The sequence below is a fragment of the Streptomyces sp. NPDC018026 genome, from assembly GCF_044327745.1.
Lineage (GTDB): Bacteria > Actinomycetota > Actinomycetes > Streptomycetales > Streptomycetaceae > Streptomyces > Streptomyces rubrogriseus.
On record NZ_JBIRFY010000017.1, the window covers coordinates 105,159 to 122,022 of the forward strand.

The window sequence follows — 16,864 nt, forward strand, 5'->3', positions numbered from 1 at the left end:
CGCGTTCGCGCGTTCACGCGTCAGGACATGGCCAGGATCATGGACAAGGACATATCAGGCGCTTTATCTCATTTGGGGGTACATAATCAGAACATGAGTACGGCAACGTATGTACTGCTGGCCGCGCCCTCGGGCGGGCTCAAAGTGACAGTGGCCTTCATCATCGGGCTGGTGATCGCCGGGGCGTTGGTCTGGGCCGTACGCGTCGGCATGCGAGTCATGGACCGGGAGCCGGACCGCCCCCGCGCCGACGAACAGCCGCACCTCCCGGACACCGGGGCCGTCCACGAGGAGCGCGAGATGCGCGAACCCGACGAGATCCCGCTGAACAACGACGGCAGCCCGCGGCTCATGCCCTACGAGCTGCACCACTCGGGCAGCCGCCGCGGCGAGGACCAGAAGCGGCGCCGCTGGCTGCCGGGGTCGAGCGGGGCCTTCGGCAGCGGTGGGCCGGGACACGTCTGAGGTCGTGGACGACGCCGCCCCCGGCGCCTTCGCGGACGAGGTCTACGCGGCCCGCATGGACCGCACCGCGTACGAGGCCGCGGCCCTCGGGCTCGCCGGGGTGCTGGTCACCCCGGGCCCCGACATGGTGTGGCTGTGCGGCTACCGGCCCACCGCCCCCACCGAACGGCTCACCCTCCTCGTCCTCACCGCCACCTCCCAGCCCCGGCTGCTGGTGCCCGCGATCGACCGCCCGACCGCCGAGACGGCCCCCGGCGCGGGCGCGATACGGGTCTCCGACTGGTGGGAGGGCCAGGACGCCTACGCCGCCGCAGCCGGTCTGCTGCGCCCGCACGGCCGGTACGCCGTCTCCGACGCGACGTGGGCGCTGCACCTGCTCTGCCTCCAGGCGTCCCTGCCGCTGGCCACCTACCAGCCGCTGTCCGTCGTACTGCCCATGCGGCGCGCGGTGAAGGACGAGCAGGAGGTGGCCCGGCTGACGGCCGCGGCAGCGGCGGCGGACACCGCGTACGAGGAGGTCCTCGGGCTGCGTTTCGGCGGGCGCAGCGAGCGCGAGCTGGCCGCCGACCTGGCCGGGCTGCTGCGCGCGCACGGACACAGCCGCGTCGACTTCACGGTGGTCGGCGCCGGGCCGCACGCGGCCGACCCGCACCACCGGCCCGGTGACCGGGTCATCGGGGACGGGGACATGGTCGTCCTGGACTTCGGCGGCCTCAAGGACGGCTACGGCTTCGACATCGCCCGCACCGTCCACGTCGGGGCGCCCACGGACGAGGAGCTGCGGGTCCACGAGACCGTCCGGGCCGCGCAGCGGGCGGCCTTCGAGGCGGTGCGGCCCGGGGTGTCCTGCCAGGAGGTCGACCGGGCGGCCCGCGCGGTGATCGAGGAGGCCGGGCACGCCGGGCACGGCGCGCGCCCGACCGGCCACGGCGTCGGCGTCACCACCCACGAGCCGCCCTATCTGGTGGAGGGCGAGGAGCAGCCCCTCGAACCGGGCATGTGCTTCTCCATCGAGCCCGGCATCCACCTCCCGGACCGCTTCGGCGTCCGCATCGAGGACGTCGTGACCTGTACGGAGGACGGGGGCCGACGGCTCAACACCACCTCGCAGGAGCTGGTGATCGTGCACTGACGGCTTCGCCGGGGCCGGGGAAATCCACTCGCGTCCGCGCCCGGCGCCCCCGTACCGTCGTCCCCATGAAGCGCGTCCGTCCGTTCTTGGAGACGACGCCGGGACTCGTCCCGGCGCGCTGACTGCTGACCAGAAGTCCGAAGCCCCGGGGCGAGCGCCCCGGGGCTTCGTCACGTGGTGCTCGTCCCGTGGACCGCTCCGTCCGAGGGAGACCACCATGCACGACCGGAACCACGACCCGAACCACGACCCGAATCACGACCGGAACCACGACCACCGGCGGCTCGGCCGCGAACTGGCGCTGTTCGACACCGACCCCCTCATGGGCGCGGGCCTGCCGTACTGGCTGCCCGACGGCGCGGTCGTGCGCCACACCCTGGAGGAGTACGTCCGCGAGGCGGAGCTCCGGGCCGGCTACCGGCACGTCTACTCGCCCGTCCTCGGCAAACGCGAGCTGTACGAGATCTCGGGGCACTGGGAGCACTACCGCGACGACATGTTCCCGCCGATGGAGCTGGGCGCCGAGGAGGTCGTGCTGCGCCCGAGCCTGTGCCCGCACCACGCCCTGGTCTACCGCTCCCGCGCCCGCAGCCACCGCGAGCTTCCCCTGCGCATCGCGGAGCTGGGCGCCATGTACCGCTCCGAGCCCTCCGGCGTCCTCGGCGGACTGACCCGTGTGCGCGCCATCCACCTCAACGACGCACACATCTTCTGCACCCCGGACCAGGCCGCCGCCGAGGCCCGCGCCGCCCTCGGGCTCATCCGCCGCGCCCACGCCGACCTCGGCATCCGGGCCACCCGCCACCGCCTGTCCCTGCCGGGTCCCGGCGGCAAGTACGTCGCCGACCCGGAGCTGTGGCGGCGGGCCACCGCGCTGCTGCGCGAGGCGCTCGACGGACTGCCGTACGAGGCGGTGGAGGGCGAGGCGGCCTTCTACGGCCCCAAGATCGACGTACAGATCGAGGACGCGGCCGGGCGCGAGTCCACCTTGTCCACCGTCCAGATCGACTTCCACCAGCCCGAACGCTTCGGCCTGCGCTACCTCGGCCCCGACGGCGCCCGGCACCGCCCGGTCATGGTGCACCGCAGTGTCATCGGCAGCGTGGAACGAGCGGTCGCCCACCTGATCGAGGCGCACGGCGGCGCGTTCCCGGCGTGGCTGGCCCCGGTGCAGCTGGTGGTGCTCCCGGTGGCCGGGGCGCAGCGGGAGGCGGCGCACGCCCTGCTGCGGCAGGCCACCGGCCTGGGCCTGCGCGCCGAGGTCGCCGACCCGGAGCGCGGCAGCCTCGGTGCCCGGGTCCGGGCGGCGCGGAAGGTGCCGTACCAGGCGGTGATCGGCGCGCGGGAGGCGCAGGACGGCGACCTCGTCGACGTGCGCCTGCGCGACGGCCGCCGGCCCGGGCAACTGTCCGGCACCGAGCTTCTGCACCGCATCACCGACCGGGTCGAGGCACGCGGCCCCGAGCTGTGGCCGTCCGGCTGAGCCCGCACCCGCCGTGCGGGGCCACGAACCCGGCGTTCCGCGCCGGGGGTCGCGGCCTCTCCGCACCGGCCGCCGACCGGACGGCACGCGCGGCCCGGGCCGCGCGAACCCCGCCCGCCCGCGCCGGGGGCCGCGGCGCCCGTCCTCCGCGCGCCGGGTGGGAGGGCGCCGTCGTGGTGCCGAGCTGCGGGGACACGGCCGGGCCCGCGTAGGGTCACCGGCATCGGCGTCCCCGCGAAGCAACAAGGAGCCCCGGCCGTGCGCACCGTCTCCGAGCAGCAGCAGCCCATTCCGGTGATCATCGACTGCGACACCGGCATCGACGACGCCCTGGCCCTGCTGCTGGCGGTCCGCCACCCCCGCCTGGACCTGCGCGCGGTCACCTGCGTGGCCGGGAACACGGACGTGGCGGGCGTCGTCCGGAACACGCTGACCGTGCTGGAGCGGGCCGGTGCCCCGGACGTCCCCGTCGCCCGGGGTGCCGGGCGGCCGCTGATCGAGGGCGTGCGCACCGCGCGGCACGTGCACGGGGCCGACGGCATGGGCGACCTCGGACTGCCCGCGCCCACCCGCGCCCCCGCCGACGTGGACGCGGTGACCCTGCTGCGCCGGGAGATCCTCGCCTCCCCGCGGCCGGTCACCCTGATCCCCACCGCGCCGCTGACCAACATCGCGCTGCTGCTGCGCACCCACCCCGAGGTCACCGGCAACATCGAGCGGATCGTGTTCATGGGCGGCGCGGTGGCCACCGGGAACGCGACCCCGGTCGCCGAGTTCAACGTGTGGCACGACCCGGAGGCCGCCGCGATCCTGCTCACCGCCGGGGTGCCGATCACGATGTACGGGCTCGACGTGTTCGAGCGGGTGATCGTGCCCGGCGCCGACGTACGGCGGCTGCGCGCGAGCGCCGAGCCCGGCACCCGGCTCGCCGGGGAGCTGCTCGCCCACCGGGGCCCGGCCACCGACGCCACGGACCCCGGCGGCGGGCTCGGCGACGCGGGCGCGGTCTGCGCGGTGATCGACCCGGCGGGCCTGACCACGCACCGGCTGCCCGTCGAGGTGTCCCTGGCCCCCGGCCCGTCCCGCGGCCAGACCCTGGTCGACCGCAGGCTGCGCGTCGGCGAGTCCGAACTGCACGACGGCATGCGCGAACAGCCCCTGATCGACGTGGCGTTGGACGTGGACGTGGCCCGGTACGTGGACCTGTACCTCGACACGGTCGAGCGCACGGGAGCGTAGCCACCGGCGCGTCGCGGGCGCACGGGTTCGCTTTTCGGGTGATCTGGACAGACGTACCAGATCAGTTCGTGCCGCCCGCACGTACCGACTCGGCATCTCGAAGGAGGCCGCGTGACCGTACGCAGCACCGCCAGCACCCCGGATCTGTCGTCCAAGGACCCCGACTGGTGGCGGCAGGCCGTCATCTACCAGGTCTATCCCCGCAGCTTCGCCGACGCCGACGGCGACGGGCTCGGCGACCTGCGCGGCGTCACCCAGCGCCTGACCCACCTGGCCGCCCTCGGCGTCGACGCCCTGTGGCTCAGCCCCTTCTACCCCTCCGAACTCGCCGACGGCGGCTACGACGTCGACGACTACCGCGACGTCGACCCGCGCCTGGGCACGCTGGACGACTTCGACGCGCTGGCCGCCGAGGCCCACCGGCTGGGCCTGAAGGTGATCGTCGACCTGGTGCCCAACCACACCTCGCACCGCCACGCCTGGTTCCGGGAGGCGCTGGCCGCCGGTCCGGGATCGGCGGCCCGGGACCGGTACGTCTTCCGCGACGGCCGCGGCGCGCACGGCGAACTCCCGCCCACCGACTGGCAGTCCGTCTTCGGCGGCAGCGCCTGGCGGCGGGTGCCCGACGGGCAGTGGTACCTGCACCTGTTCGCGCCCCAGCAGCCCGACCTGAACTGGGAGAGCGAGCAGGTGCGCGCCGACTTCCGCACCACGCTGAGGTTCTGGTGCGACCGCGGCGTCGACGGCTTCCGCGTCGACGTCGCGCACGCGCTGGTCAAGGACCTGACCGAGCCGCTGCGCGACCTGGGCGACCCCGAGCTGAGCGGCGAGGCGGCCCTCGCGCGGTTCGCGCCCGGCACCCACCCCTTCTACGACCGCGACGACGTCCACGAGGTCTACCGCGACTGGCGCAAGATCCTCGACGCCTACACCCCGCCCCGCACGGCCGTCGCCGAGGCCTGGGTCCCGGGCGCCCGGCGCGCCCTGTACGCCCGCCCGGACGAACTGGGCCAGGCCTTCAACTTCGAGTACCTCCAGACCGGCTGGGACGCGGCCGAGCTGCGCGAGGTCATCACCGGTTCGCTGGCCGACGCGCGGGCCGCCGGCGCCTCGGCGACCTGGGTGCTGTCCAACCACGACGTCGTGCGCCACGCCACCCGCCTCGTGCTGCCGCCGGACACGGACACCGACGCCTGGCTGCTCTCCGGCGGCCACGCGCCCGCCGTCGACCCGGCGGCCGGACTGCGCCGGGCCCGCGCGGCGACGCTGCTGATGCTGGCGCTGCCCGGATCGGCCTACGTCTACCAGGGCGAGGAGCTGGGGCTGCCCGAGGTGGCCGACCTGCCCACCGAGGTCCTCCAGGACCCGATCTGGGAGCAGACCGGCCACGTCCGCAAGGGCCGCGACGGCTGCCGGGTGCCGCTGCCCTGGACGCCGGAGGGGCCCTCGTACGGCTTCGGCGCGGGCGCGGCGTGGCTGCCGCAGCCGCCGGGCTTCGCGGCGTACGCCGTCCAGGCCCAGGACGGGGTGGCGGGCTCGACGCTGGAGCTGTACCGCACGGCGCTGCGGCTGCGCCGCAAGCTGCTCGACGGCGAGGCGCTGACCTGGTCGGACGACGTCCCGGCGGGGGTGCTGCGGTTCGACCGCTCGGACGGCTGGCGCTGCGTCACCAACCTCTCCGGCAGCGCGGTCGACCTGCCGGCCGGCGAGGTGCTGCTCTCCAGCGCGCCCCTGGAGGACGGCAGGCTGGGCCCGGACACGACGGTGTGGCTGGGCCTGTAGCCGGTCCGCGCGGCCGCCCGGCGCGCTCACCCGGACGGCCGCGCACGCTGGTGGCGGGGCGGGGACGGTGGTGCCGTGGAGAGGTGACCGATCCTGTACGGCGCCGGTCGCACCGGCCCTCCAGGAGGCACCGATGCAGCACGCCCCCGCCGCCCGACCGTCACGCGTTCCCGCCGCCCGACCGTCGCGCATTTCCGCCGTCCGTCCGCTGCCCGGTGCCGCGCTCGCGGCGGCACTGGCGCTGACGGCGACCGCCTGCGTCGGTGGCGGGCGGGGCGCGGACGGGGCGGACGGCACCGTGCCGCCGACCGCGCAGTCCCCGGCCGCGCTTCCGTCACCCGGGCTGCCGCCGGCGCTCACCCGGGGGCAGGCGCGGGCCGCCCTGATCACGGCGGCCGACCTGGGGGAGGCGTGGGAGCCGACGCGGGGCGCCGCGACCTGGCGCGACGAACTGCTCAAGGCCACCGCCGAACGGCCCGACTGCCGACGGCTGCTGGACGTCCTCTACACCGAGGACCTCTTCGGCTCGGACGCCGCCACCGTGCCCCGGGCCACGGCCGCCCTGGACGACACGCAGGACGGGGCGCAGCTGCACTACCGGGTCACCTCCTACCGCGCCGCCGACCTCGACCGGACGCTGGCGTGGCTCGGGACGCTGCCGGACGCGTGCGGGCACTTCACGGCCCGGGCCGCCCACGGCACCGCCCGGGACGTCCGCGTCACCGGCCTGACCCTGCCGCAGGCGGGGGACGCCAGCCGGGGCCTGCGGGTGACGGTGGGCGGCACGGCGCCGGAGGCCGGCTCCGGCGGGGACGCCCGCGACGGGATCCTCACCGTGGACCTGGTCGCCGTCCGCCTCGGCGACGACGCGATCAGCCTCACCAACGGCACCCTCGGCGAACCGGCCGACGACGCCACCCGGGCATCCGTCGAGATCGGCACCGGCCGCCTTGCGGAGGCCAGGCGACAGGGCCGGGCCCAGATCTAGGGCGCGGGGCTACAGCGGCGGCTGGGCGGGGGCCGGGCCCAGGGTGGTGGTGCCGGGCGCGGTGCGGTGCCCGAGGCCGGTGCGGTAGGCGTCCAGGGCCGCCTCGACCCGGCCGGTGCGGCGCAGCAGGTCGCCCAGGAGGCGGCACAGGTCGGCCAGGTCACCGGCCGCGCCGGCCCGCTCCAGCAGGCTCAGCGCACGGACGTAGTGCTCCTCGGCGGCCTCGGTGTCCCGGGCGTCCTCGGCGATGATGCCGAGCAGCCGGTGCGCGCCCGCGGAGTGCACGGCGCCGCGTTCGGAGGAGAGGTCGTCGAGCACCCCGTGCAGCAGCTCGGCGGCCTCCTCGGACTTGCCGCGCCGGTGCAGTACGTCGGCCAGCTCGACGGCGACCTGGCTGCTGTACAGGGCGGCCCGGGTGGCCGAGAGCATGGCGAGGGCCTCACGCATCTCCGCCTCGGCGCGCGGCAGTTCGCCGTTCTGGGCGCAGACGTAGCCGCGCATCCAGTGGCAGTTGGCCAGCTCGGTGCCCAGTTGCAGGGTGCGGTACAGCTCGGCCGCCTTGGCGAGCGAGGCGTCGGCCTCGGCGAGGCGGCCCTCGGCGAGCAGGGTGCGGGCGACCGAGCGGTGCATCCGGGCCACCAGCGCGGGGTCACCGGCGCTGGGCGCGAGGGCGAGGGCGAGTTCGGCGGCCTGGGCGGCGCGCGCGTGGGCGCCCATGTCCATGTACGGGCCGATCGCGCTGGCGTAGAGCAGCAGCAGCGCGTCGGGGTCGTGCAGACCGCCGCGGTTCAGCTCGTCCAGGGTGGACTCCAGCAGGTAGACGGCGTACCGCAGTTCACCGGCGAGGTAGTGCGAGAGCGCGCGTCCGCGCAGGGCAGGGACCCGGGCGGGCAGTGGGGCCCCGGCGTCGGTGAGGCACTGCTCGGCCCGCTCGAAGTACTGCCGTCCCGCCGCCAGTTCGCCGGTCTCCACGGCGCACTCGCCGAGCCCGAGCAGCGCGGCGGCCCGCTCCTCGGCCAGCTCGTACGTCTCGGCCTCGGCGAGCAGCCCGGTGTACTGCGCGGCCGCCTGCTCCGCGCCCTCGGTGGCGAGGGTGCGCTGCGCCTCGGTGAGCCGGAGCCGCAGGTCGGTGGCGAGGCGGGCGGGGCGTCCGGTGGCCAGCTCCTCGTATTCGACCCCGAGGCGGTCGGCGAGGTGCCGCAGCGCCTCGTCGGAGGGGCGGACGCGGCCGGCCTCCAGGGTGGAGATGTAGGCGGGTGTGTACGCCGGTTCCGCGAGCTGGCGCTGGGTCATGCCGCGCTCGGCGCGCAGGCGCTGCACCCGGCGTCCGATGGCGTTTCGGTCGTCACGGTCCCCCACTGCCAACTCCCCATGAGGCTCTTGCCGTTCGGCGCGGACGGCTCTAGGTTAAACCGCGTATTAAGCGCGCTTAACCGCGCTTGACACAATCCCTCATCCCGCAGAGGACACCGTGCCCGTACGCTTCCGCACCGCCGAACGTTACGCCAGAGCGCTCGCCGCCGCCGTCGCCGCCGTGGTCTGCCTGCTGCTGGCCGCGAACGCGGGCCCCGCGGACACGGCACCGTCCCCGGCCCCGGCACCGGCCCAGGAGGCCGCCCCACCCGCGGACGAGCTGGCTTCGGCGGACGGCTAGGGGGTGTCGTTTGGATCAGGCCGGCTCCGAGCGACGGCGCCTTGTGGCCGACCCGAGCGGGGCATGGTGCGTGCAGCTGCAAGGCGGAGGAGGGCGACAGGGCGGAGCCCTGGCAACCGACGACAACGCCGCAGATGCGCGTGCCAGGGCCCGCGACCCCGGCAAGATCCAAACGACACCCCCTAGGGCCTGTCTGACAATTCCCGTCCGCCGGGCGGGGCGCCCTCGATCCCGCGGCCGGAGCCGGTGCGCTCAGCCCTGGGTCTGGAGCCGGCTCAGTTCGCGCCGGACGTGGTCCAGGGCGCCCTCCCGGCGGCCCGGCACGCGGCCGCGCAGCGCGGCGAGGGCCGCGCCCAGTTCGCGGGCCGGTCCGGCGTCGCGGATCCGCCCCCACTGGTGGTGGGCCCGGTCGACGGCCGCCTCCACGGCGGGCGCCTGCGGGAGCTGCCCGGCGCCGAGCCGGGCCTCGGCCACGGTCAGCCAGGACCGGCAGCTGCGCACCGGGTCCCCCGCGAACATGGCCAGGTCGGCCCGGACCTCCGTCCAGTGCAGCGCGTCCTCGGAGGCGGGCCCGTGCGCGTGGGCCGCGGCCCGCTCGTGCCGGGCGGCGAGCGCGTCGGCGTCCCCGTGCCGCCCGGAGCGCACGGCGACGGCGATGACGGCGTGCGGGTCGCCCGCCACCGGCCCCGGCGCCGTCAGCACCAGGTCGGCGCCGGTCACCGCGCCGCTGACCGGGGCGTCGGCGGCGGCGCGGGCCAGCGCCTGCTGGTGCAGTTCGTCCGGGGGCGGCCGGTGCCCGCTGCGCAGGATCGTCGCCACGCCCCGCATGTACGCCGGGACGGCCACCGCCCGCCGGGTGGGCGGCGGCGCGACGCGACCGTAGACGGCGTTGTTGCGACCGGAGTCCAGCGGGCTGGTCCGCAGCCACTGCCAGGTCTCGTGGTCGGCGTGCAGATCGAGCAGCAGCGTCGTCGCGCCGCTCGGCCGCAGCCGCAGCTCCTCGCGGATCCAGTGCCAGGGCAGCGCCGTGTAGCGGACGGTCGACGGGGTCGTGCGGGCCAGCGCCAGGTGCGGCAGGCGCTGGCGCCGGTCCAGCTGGAGCTGCCCGGCGACGTAGACCGTGAGCGGCCCGGGGGCCGCCGCCGCGGCCCGCAGCCGGGTCAGGACGGCCTGCGGCTCCAGCGGGTCGGCAAGTTCGACGACGTTCGCCGTGTCCGTGCCGGAGAGCACGGCGGGCGGCACGGCCGCGAGCACGGGGAGCACGGAGGCGGCGTCCACCAGGCACCCGCGGCCCACGGGCGACGCCGCGAGCAGCAGCACGGTTCCGGGCATGTCCCTGTCCCCTCCCCCTGTCGTTCACCTATGTCGATCACGCACGTCGATCACGTGTCTCGATCACGTATCTCGATCACGTACGGCAGCACCGTAACCGCTGCGGCTGCGAAGCGGGGCACTCAGCCGCCGCCGGCCGGCTCCCGGCCGGCCGGTGTCCGCCGTACCGCGAAGACCGTGGTGTCGTCGGCCACCCGCCCCCGGCAGTGCCGCAGCGTGCCGTCCCGGACGAGGGACACCAGCCGCGCGGGCACGGCGCTGCGCGGGTCGACGGCGAGGGCGAGGGCGATGTCGTCGGCCGGCCGGTAGAAGACCCCGCGGGGGTCCCGGGCCTCGGTCACCCCGTCGGTGACCAGCAGCAGCGTCTCGTCCTCGGCCAGGTGCAGCCGGCGCGACGGGGGCGTCCCGGACCGGCCGGTGGGCGCCAGTTCGGCCATGCCCAGCGGCAGCCCGCCCACCACCGGCAGCAGGCGCACCCCGCGGGGGCCGACCGCCATCGGGGGTTCGTGGCCGAAGACGACGCAGTCGACCGCGTCCGGCAGTCCGGGCGGGAAACCGATCAGCACGGCGGTGGCGAACCGGTCGCCGTCGGCCCGGCCGAGCGCCGCGGTGTGCTCGCGGTGGCGCACCATGCGGGTCTCCAGGCGCTCGGCGACCGTCGCGAGGTCCGCTTCGTGGTACCCGGCCTCGCGGAAGGTGCCGAGCAGCGCGGCGGCCGTCTCCACCGCGCCGAGCCCCTTGCCCTGCACGTCGCCGACGAGGATCCGGGTGCCGTGCGGTCCGGGCTGGATGTCGTAGAAGTCGCCGCCGACGCGGGCCTCGCTGTCCGCGGCGAGGTAGACGGCGGCGTGGTCGAGGCCGCCGAAACCCACCGGGAGCGGGCGCAGCACGGTGCGGCGGGTGGTGTCGGCGATGTCCCGCATGTGCAGCATGCGCCGCTCGCCGTCGACCCGGAACCCGGCGGCCACCACGGCGATGGCACCGCCCAGGACGACGAGGATCAGACCGGGCAGCCCGGTCTCGTCGCGGTGCTGCCACACCGTGTCGGCGCAGATGTAGACGAGGACCGCGAGCACGGCGAAGGCGGCCGTTCCCCGCACCCCGCAGATCGCGGCGGCGACGCCCGGCACCAGCACGGTCCAGGAGATGATCTCGAAGGCGCCGGTGGTGATGTCGCCCGCGGTGATGCCGACGAGCAGCAGCAGGGGGAACACCCAGGCCACCGTGCGGCCGCGCACGCTGAGCAGTTCGTGCCGTGACACGGCGTCGCCCAGACCGGCGGCCTGCACGAGCCGGCCGAGCGGCCGCCACCGGGCGCGCACCGGCCTTCGGACACGACCCCTCACGGGCCCCAGCGAAACACGCGCCCGACCGGCCCGCATCCCGGCCGCCGCGCGTCCTGACTTGCCAGTCGGCGGGCCCAGGTGTGCGCTGGTAGACGGGGGCAGACGGGGCGAGGCGAGAGGAGTGCTCTCATGGCTCACGCGGTACCCACACGCGGAACGTCCACCGGCGCCCGCACCGGCGGCACCGGTAGCGGACGGGATACGTCCGGGCGCCGGGCGCCCGACGTCTTCGGCGCGCGGACCCACCTGCTGGCGAAGTGGGCGATGCCGCTGGCGATCGGCCTGGTCTACGGCTACTGGGCGGCGTCCGTCCGCCGCCACGGCGGCCCCATCACCGGCTGGAACCTGCTGTTCGGCTTCATGACGGTGCTCGCCTTCGCGATCCTCTGGTACGTCGTCCGCGCCGTGGCCGACCGGCTGCCGCGCGAGGGCCACGCGGTGCTGTGGGGGGCGTTCGCGGGCAGTGCCCTGGGTTTCCTGTACTCGGGCAGCGGCGTGGCGATGTTCACCTGCGTCCTCGCGTCCCTGCTGTTCGCGGCGGCGGTGACGGCCGGGCTGTACTACGTCTACGCCACCCACCAGGACGCCGAGGAGGCCCGGGCGGCCAGGCACCGCGCCCTCACCCGCGCTACCTGACCGGCTCGTCCCCGGGGGCCTCTTCGGAGGGCGTCTTCGGGGGCCATATGCAGTCACGCCGGTCGCCCGGCGGGGGCGCGGGAGTTTGCCTGGGAGGGTGTCCCCCCGCCTCCGGAGCGCCCTGTCGGCCGCCCTGATCGTCCTCGCCAGCCTGCTCGCACCGTGCGCCACGCTGGCGGCCTGGGCGATGCACGGGCCGGCCGACACGGGCCGCTACGTCGCCTCCATGGCACCGCTCGCCGACGATCCGGACGTCCGGGACGCGGCCGCCGACACGCTGGGCGCCGGGTTCGCGGGGCTCGTCGGCGAGGCCGCGGCCGGGCCCGTGAACGGCGCCGTGCGGCTCTTCGTGCGGGACGCGGCCCGGTCGTTCACCCGGACCGAGGCCTTCCACGAGGGCTGGGACACGGCCAACCGCACCGTCCACGCCGCCGTACTGCGCGCCCTGCGCGACGACGGCGCCGCCGGGCGCGCGATCACCGTCGACCTGGCCCCCGTCACCGAACGCGTGCGGGACCGGCTCGCCGAGGACCACGTGCCCTTCGCCCGGCGCATCCCCGTCCGCCACCTCGCGGTCACCGTGCTCCCGGCCCACGCGGCGGACCGGCTCAGGAAGGGCTACCACGTGCTCGACGTCGCCGCCTTCTGGCTGCCGCTGGCGGCCGTCGTCTTCGCGGTCACCGGAATCGCCGTGGCCGCCCGGCGCCGCCGCGCCCTCACGGCCGCCGGGATCGGCACCGCCCTCGGCGGCGCCCTGCTCGCCCTCGCCGTCCTGGTCGGCCGCCGGCTCACCGTCGCCGAACTCCCCGGCCCGGTGGACGGCCCCGCCGCGGGCGCCGTGTACGACGCCCTCACCGAAACGCTGCGCACCGCCTCCTGGCTCCTCGTCGCCCTCGGCCTCACGGTCGCCCTGGCCTCGTGGCTCACGGGCCGGTACGGGCGTCCCCGGCGCCGCCGGTCCACCGCGGAGCCCGCGTCGAAGGCCTCGAAGCCCTCGAAGCCCTCCGCCGAGCCCGGCCCGCCCCGGCCGACGCGCACCCGGCTCTGAAACCCCTTGGCGGGGACCGCGTCCGGGCGGCTAACGTCGCCGCCCATGACCGAGCAGCGGACCGAGAGCGGCACGACGACCCTGTGGCGGCCCACCGGCCCCGAGGAGCTGGCGCTCGTCGAGGCCTCCGGCTGGACGGCCTGGCCGCCGCGCCTGCCCGAGCAGCCGATCTTCTACCCGGTCCTCAACGAGGACTACGCCGTCCGCATCGCCCGCGACTGGAACGTCCCCGCCTCCGGCTCGGGCTACGTGACCCGTTTCGAGGCCGACACCGCCTTCCTGGCCCGCTACCCCGTACGCCGGGCGGGCGGCGAGACCATCCTGGAGCTGTGGGTCCCGGCGGAGGAACTGGCGGAGTTCAACCGGCACATCGTGGGCCGCATCGAAGTCGTCCGGGAGTTCCACGCCCGGGCGTAGATTCGGACATCGCACCGCGAGCGAAGGGCCGGGACTTGGACACCGAGACCGACACGGCGAACGGCACGTGGACGGACGCCGACGACGGGCACAGACCCCGCCGCACCGGACGGCGCCTCGGGGGCTGGTGCGCGGGGCTGCTGTTCGCCGGGGTCAGCGTGGTGGTCGGCTGCCGGACCGCCGACAGCGACGGCGTCACCCCCGTACCGCAGCTCCTCGCCTTCCTGCCCTGGCTGCTGGTGCCGACCGGCGCCGGGCTGCTGCTGACGCTGCTCGCCCGATGGTGGACCGGCGCGGTGTGGGGCGTCGCGCTGCTCGGGCTGCTCGCGTGGTTCATCGAGCCGTACGGCAAGAGCGTGGAGCCCACCGGACCGCCCGTCGCCGAAATCCGGGTGCTGACCTCCAACGTGGAGTTCGGGCAGGGCACCGGCGCGCTGATCGCCGCCGTGCGCCGGGAGAAGCCGGACCTCGTGTTCGTACAGGAGTGCGAGTTCACGTGCGACGCGGCGCTGCGGCGGGACCTGGCCGCCGGCTATCCGCACCGGCGGGCCGTCGAGGGCGACGGCTCCAAGGGCTCCGTGATCCTGAGCGCCTTCCCGCTGAAGGCCGCCCCCGCCGTCCCCGGCACCATGGGCATGCCCGCCGCCGTCGCCGACGTACGCGGCCACGCCGTACGGCTCCGGCTCGCCCACCCGATGCCGCCGCTGGCGGACCGGGTGGACGTGTGGCGCGAGGAGCTGGACGCCCTGCGCGACGCCGCCGCCGGGGACCGCGGGACGCCCACCGTCCTGGCCGGCGACTTCAACGCCTCGCAGGACCACGCCGCCTTCCGCCGCATCCTGGACACGGGGCTGCGCGACGCGGCCCGGCTCGCGGGCGAGGACCGCACGCCCAGCTGGCCCGCGAGGACCCTTCCCGTGTTCGGCACGCAGATCGACCACGTCCTGGTCTCCGGGGAGTTCGCCGCGCGCGACGCCCGGTTCCTGGACCTGGCCGGCACCGATCACCGCGCACTGGTCGTCGACCTGACCCTGCACGCGGCGGCCGGCTGACCGCCTCCCCTTCTGCCGCCCGGCCGGCTCAGACGCCGATGTCGCGGCCGTCCGCCCGCCACACCGCCACGACCGCCGGGCGCACGATCTTCCCGGGCCCGTCGGGCCAGGAGCTGGCCGGCTGCTCCACCGAGGCGCCGTCGACCTCGCCCGGGTGCTGCACGGCGACCAGCACCCGCCGGTCCTGGACGAGCGGGCCGCAGGTCTCCGCGCCGGTCGGCACGGTCAGGAACTGCTTCAGTTCACCGCGCCGGTCGCCCCTGGTCGCCACGCCGAAGAGCCCGTCGTGGGTGCCGAGCGCGTTGCCGTCGGTGGAGATCCACAGGTTGCCGTGGTCGTCGAAGGCGACGTTGTCCGGGCAGGAGATCGGGCTGACCCGGTCCTTGGGGAAGCCCGCGAAGTAGGTCGCCGGGTCCTCCGGGTCACCCGCGACCAGGAACAGCGACCACCCGAAGCGGGTGGCGTCGGCCCGGTTCCAGCGCTCGGTCAGCTCCAGGACGTGGCCGTGCTTGTTGGAGTTGCGCGGGTTGGCCTCGTCGGGGCCCGCGTAACCGGCCTTGCCCCGGTTGGAGTTGTTGGTCAGGGCGACGTACACCTTGCCGGTCGTCGGCGACGGCTCGATGTCCTCGGGCCGGTCCATCTTGGTCGCGCCGACCTTGTCCCCGGCGAGCCGCGTGAAGACGCACACCTCTTCGGCGCTCATCCCCTCGACGTGCGAGACGGCACCGTCCTCGGTGGCGGTCACCAGCGGAATCCACTCGCCACCGCCGTCGAACTCGCCGTCGCGCGGCAGCGTCCCCGTCCCGTCGATCTCGATGGCCGGGGAGTCGCCGTGGAGCTTGGCGACGTACAGCGTCCCCTCGTCGAGCAGCGAGAGGTTGTGCTCGCGCGCCCAGCGGGAGTTGCCGTGCCGCATCCGCTTGCTGCCGACGAACTTGTAGAAGTAGTCGAACCGCTCGTCGTCGCCGGTGTAGACGACCGGCCGCCCGTCGTGCGTCAGCCGCACGGTCGCGGCCTCGTGCTTGAACCGGCCGAGCGCGGTGTGCTTGCGCGGCGTCGACTCCGGGTCGTACGGGTCCAGCTCCACGACGTACCCGAACCGGTGCACCTCGTTCGGCTCCTGGGCGACGTCGAACCGCTTGTCGAACCGCTCCCACTTGCGCTCGGTGGCCCCGGTCCCGATCCCGTACCGCTTGTCGGTGGCGCTGGAGGCGTTGGCGAAGTACTGGTTGAAGTTCTCCTCGCCGTGCAGCGTGGTGCCCCACGGGGTGGTGCCGCCGGAGCAGTTGTTGAGGGTGCCGAGCACCTTGCGGCCGCTGCGGTCGGCGGAGGTCCGCACCAGGTCGGACCCGGCCGCCGGGCCGGTCAGCCGGAACTCGCTGGTGGCGGTGACCCGCCGATTGAGCCGATGCCGCGCCACAGACGTCAGCCGCCCGCTCCTCCGCTCCTCCTCCACGGCGACGACCGACAGCCCGTGCGCGGCCCAGGCGATCTCGACCTGCTCACGGGTCGGGTTCTCGGGGTCGTAGCCGCGGAACATGAGCACCTCGTCGGTGTACTCGTGGTTCGCGACGAGGAGCTGCCGGTCGTGCTCGCCCCGCAGCGGCAGCAGCGCGAGGAAGTCGTTGTTGTACCCGAACTGCCCCGCCTGCGCCTCGGCGCTCTGCTTCTCCGGGTCGAAGGCGGGCGCCCCGCGCAGAATGGGTTCACCCCAACGGATGACGACCTCCTGCCGGTACCCCTCCGGAACGGTCACGGCGTCGTCGGTGTTGGGCGCGACGGGCGTGAACCGCAGCCCCCGCGCACCGGACGCCTTGGCGGGCCTCCCGTGCCCCTTTCCGGCCGCGGGCGCGGCCTGCGCCGACGGCGCCCCCGCCACGCCGACGGCCCCGGCGCCCGCGGCGGCGACGGTCACGACGGCGGCGGCCCGCATCATGGAACGGCGGCTGAGCGCACCGGCGATGACGTCGCCGACGTACTCGTTGGAGCTGGTGTTCGGCACCTCGTGGAAGCAGGCGTCGCCACACCGGAAACGGCAGGTCATCGCGGACCGGCCGCCAGGATGCGAACCGGACGGCGTCCCGATCAACGGCAGGAGCTTGCGCACTGTGTTCTCCCCTTGAGAATCCCTGTATGCCCTGGTGTCTGCGTGACCGTAGGTGCACATACGTGCCGGGACCGGGCGTCGCGGTGAACGCCGGGTGAACCCGCGGAATCCGTGGGGGAATTACGGCGACGACCGGATCCGGCCTTGACGTGTCGCCGCCCGCATGCCAGACCCTGCACATGA

15 protein-coding genes are annotated in these 16,864 nt (G+C 75.3%); 11 read left to right on the top strand and 4 right to left on the bottom strand.

Going from position 1 to position 16,864, the window contains the following annotated elements; all coding sequences use genetic code 11:
- Positions 1-93: 93 nt before the first annotated feature.
- The 6 genes from ACH4D3_RS35840 to ACH4D3_RS35865 all read left to right on the top strand — a co-directional run bounded on the left by ACH4D3_RS35840 (position 94) and on the right by ACH4D3_RS35865 (position 7,089).
- Positions 94-465 (top strand): DUF6479 family protein, encoded by a 372-nt coding sequence (locus ACH4D3_RS35840; protein ID WP_398331285.1) that lies wholly within the window; start codon positions 94-96, stop codon positions 463-465.
- 4 nt (positions 466-469) lie between these two features.
- Positions 470-1,597, top strand: coding sequence for a M24 family metallopeptidase (locus ACH4D3_RS35845; protein WP_398331288.1), 1,128 nt, complete (start codon positions 470-472; stop codon positions 1,595-1,597).
- A gap of 217 nt (positions 1,598-1,814) precedes the next feature.
- The gene (gene thrS, locus ACH4D3_RS35850) at positions 1,815-3,080 is read left to right on the top strand and encodes a threonine--tRNA ligase (protein ID WP_398331291.1); all 1,266 of its coding nucleotides are present in this window, start codon (positions 1,815-1,817) and stop codon (positions 3,078-3,080) included.
- A 258-nt stretch (positions 3,081-3,338) separates the two neighbouring features.
- A complete protein-coding gene (locus tag ACH4D3_RS35855; RefSeq protein ID WP_398331294.1) occupies positions 3,339-4,319 on the top strand; it encodes a nucleoside hydrolase in 981 nt (326 codons plus the stop codon).
- 111 nt (positions 4,320-4,430) lie between these two features.
- The gene (locus tag ACH4D3_RS35860) at positions 4,431-6,101 is read left to right on the top strand and encodes a glycoside hydrolase family 13 protein (RefSeq protein ID WP_398331297.1); all 1,671 of its coding nucleotides are present in this window, start codon (positions 4,431-4,433) and stop codon (positions 6,099-6,101) included.
- Positions 6,102-6,234: 133 nt separating this feature from the next.
- Positions 6,235-7,089: a hypothetical protein gene (locus ACH4D3_RS35865; RefSeq protein ID WP_398331300.1), complete on the top strand. Its 855-nt coding sequence runs from the start codon at positions 6,235-6,237 to the stop codon at positions 7,087-7,089.
- Positions 7,090-7,098: 9 nt separating this feature from the next.
- Here ACH4D3_RS35865 and ACH4D3_RS35870 read toward each other — a convergent pair whose 3' ends face one another.
- Positions 7,099-8,448, bottom strand: coding sequence for a helix-turn-helix domain-containing protein (locus ACH4D3_RS35870; RefSeq protein ID WP_398331303.1), 1,350 nt, complete (start codon positions 8,446-8,448; stop codon positions 7,099-7,101).
- Positions 8,449-8,560: 112 nt separating this feature from the next.
- Here ACH4D3_RS35870 and ACH4D3_RS35875 point away from each other — a divergent pair, with 112 nt between their 5' ends.
- On the top strand, positions 8,561-8,743 hold the full coding sequence (locus ACH4D3_RS35875) for a hypothetical protein (protein ID WP_398331306.1): 183 nt from the start codon (positions 8,561-8,563) through the stop codon (positions 8,741-8,743).
- A gap of 252 nt (positions 8,744-8,995) precedes the next feature.
- Here the strand turns inward: ACH4D3_RS35875 and ACH4D3_RS35880 are convergent, their stop codons facing one another.
- The gene (locus ACH4D3_RS35880) at positions 8,996-10,075 is read right to left on the bottom strand and encodes a hypothetical protein (RefSeq protein WP_398331309.1); all 1,080 of its coding nucleotides are present in this window, start codon (positions 10,073-10,075) and stop codon (positions 8,996-8,998) included.
- A gap of 122 nt (positions 10,076-10,197) precedes the next feature.
- Positions 10,198-11,457 (bottom strand): PP2C family protein-serine/threonine phosphatase, encoded by a 1,260-nt coding sequence (locus ACH4D3_RS35885; RefSeq protein ID WP_398331312.1) that lies wholly within the window; start codon positions 11,455-11,457, stop codon positions 10,198-10,200.
- Positions 11,458-11,550: 93 nt separating this feature from the next.
- Here ACH4D3_RS35885 and ACH4D3_RS35890 point away from each other — a divergent pair, with 93 nt between their 5' ends.
- The 4 genes from ACH4D3_RS35890 to ACH4D3_RS35905 all read left to right on the top strand — a co-directional run bounded on the left by ACH4D3_RS35890 (position 11,551) and on the right by ACH4D3_RS35905 (position 14,574).
- Complete coding sequence (locus tag ACH4D3_RS35890) at positions 11,551-12,057, top strand: hypothetical protein (RefSeq protein ID WP_398331315.1); 507 nt, start codon at positions 11,551-11,553, stop codon at positions 12,055-12,057.
- 97 nt (positions 12,058-12,154) lie between these two features.
- Positions 12,155-13,105, top strand: a complete 951-nt coding sequence (locus ACH4D3_RS35895) for a hypothetical protein (protein ID WP_398331318.1) — start codon at positions 12,155-12,157, stop codon at positions 13,103-13,105.
- Positions 13,106-13,150: 45 nt separating this feature from the next.
- Positions 13,151-13,522, top strand: a complete 372-nt coding sequence (locus tag ACH4D3_RS35900) for an ADP-ribosylation/crystallin J1 (RefSeq protein ID WP_387062160.1) — start codon at positions 13,151-13,153, stop codon at positions 13,520-13,522.
- 35 nt (positions 13,523-13,557) lie between these two features.
- The gene (locus ACH4D3_RS35905) at positions 13,558-14,574 is read left to right on the top strand and encodes an endonuclease/exonuclease/phosphatase family protein (protein ID WP_398331321.1); all 1,017 of its coding nucleotides are present in this window, start codon (positions 13,558-13,560) and stop codon (positions 14,572-14,574) included.
- Between the two features lie 28 nt (positions 14,575-14,602).
- On the opposite strand, the gene ACH4D3_RS35910 is transcribed toward ACH4D3_RS35905, so the two are convergent.
- Positions 14,603-16,681 carry a PhoX family protein gene (locus ACH4D3_RS35910; RefSeq protein ID WP_398331324.1) on the bottom strand — a complete coding sequence of 693 codons (2,079 nt, stop codon included), beginning with the start codon at positions 16,679-16,681 and terminating at the stop codon, positions 14,603-14,605.
- Positions 16,682-16,864 lie beyond the last annotated feature (183 nt).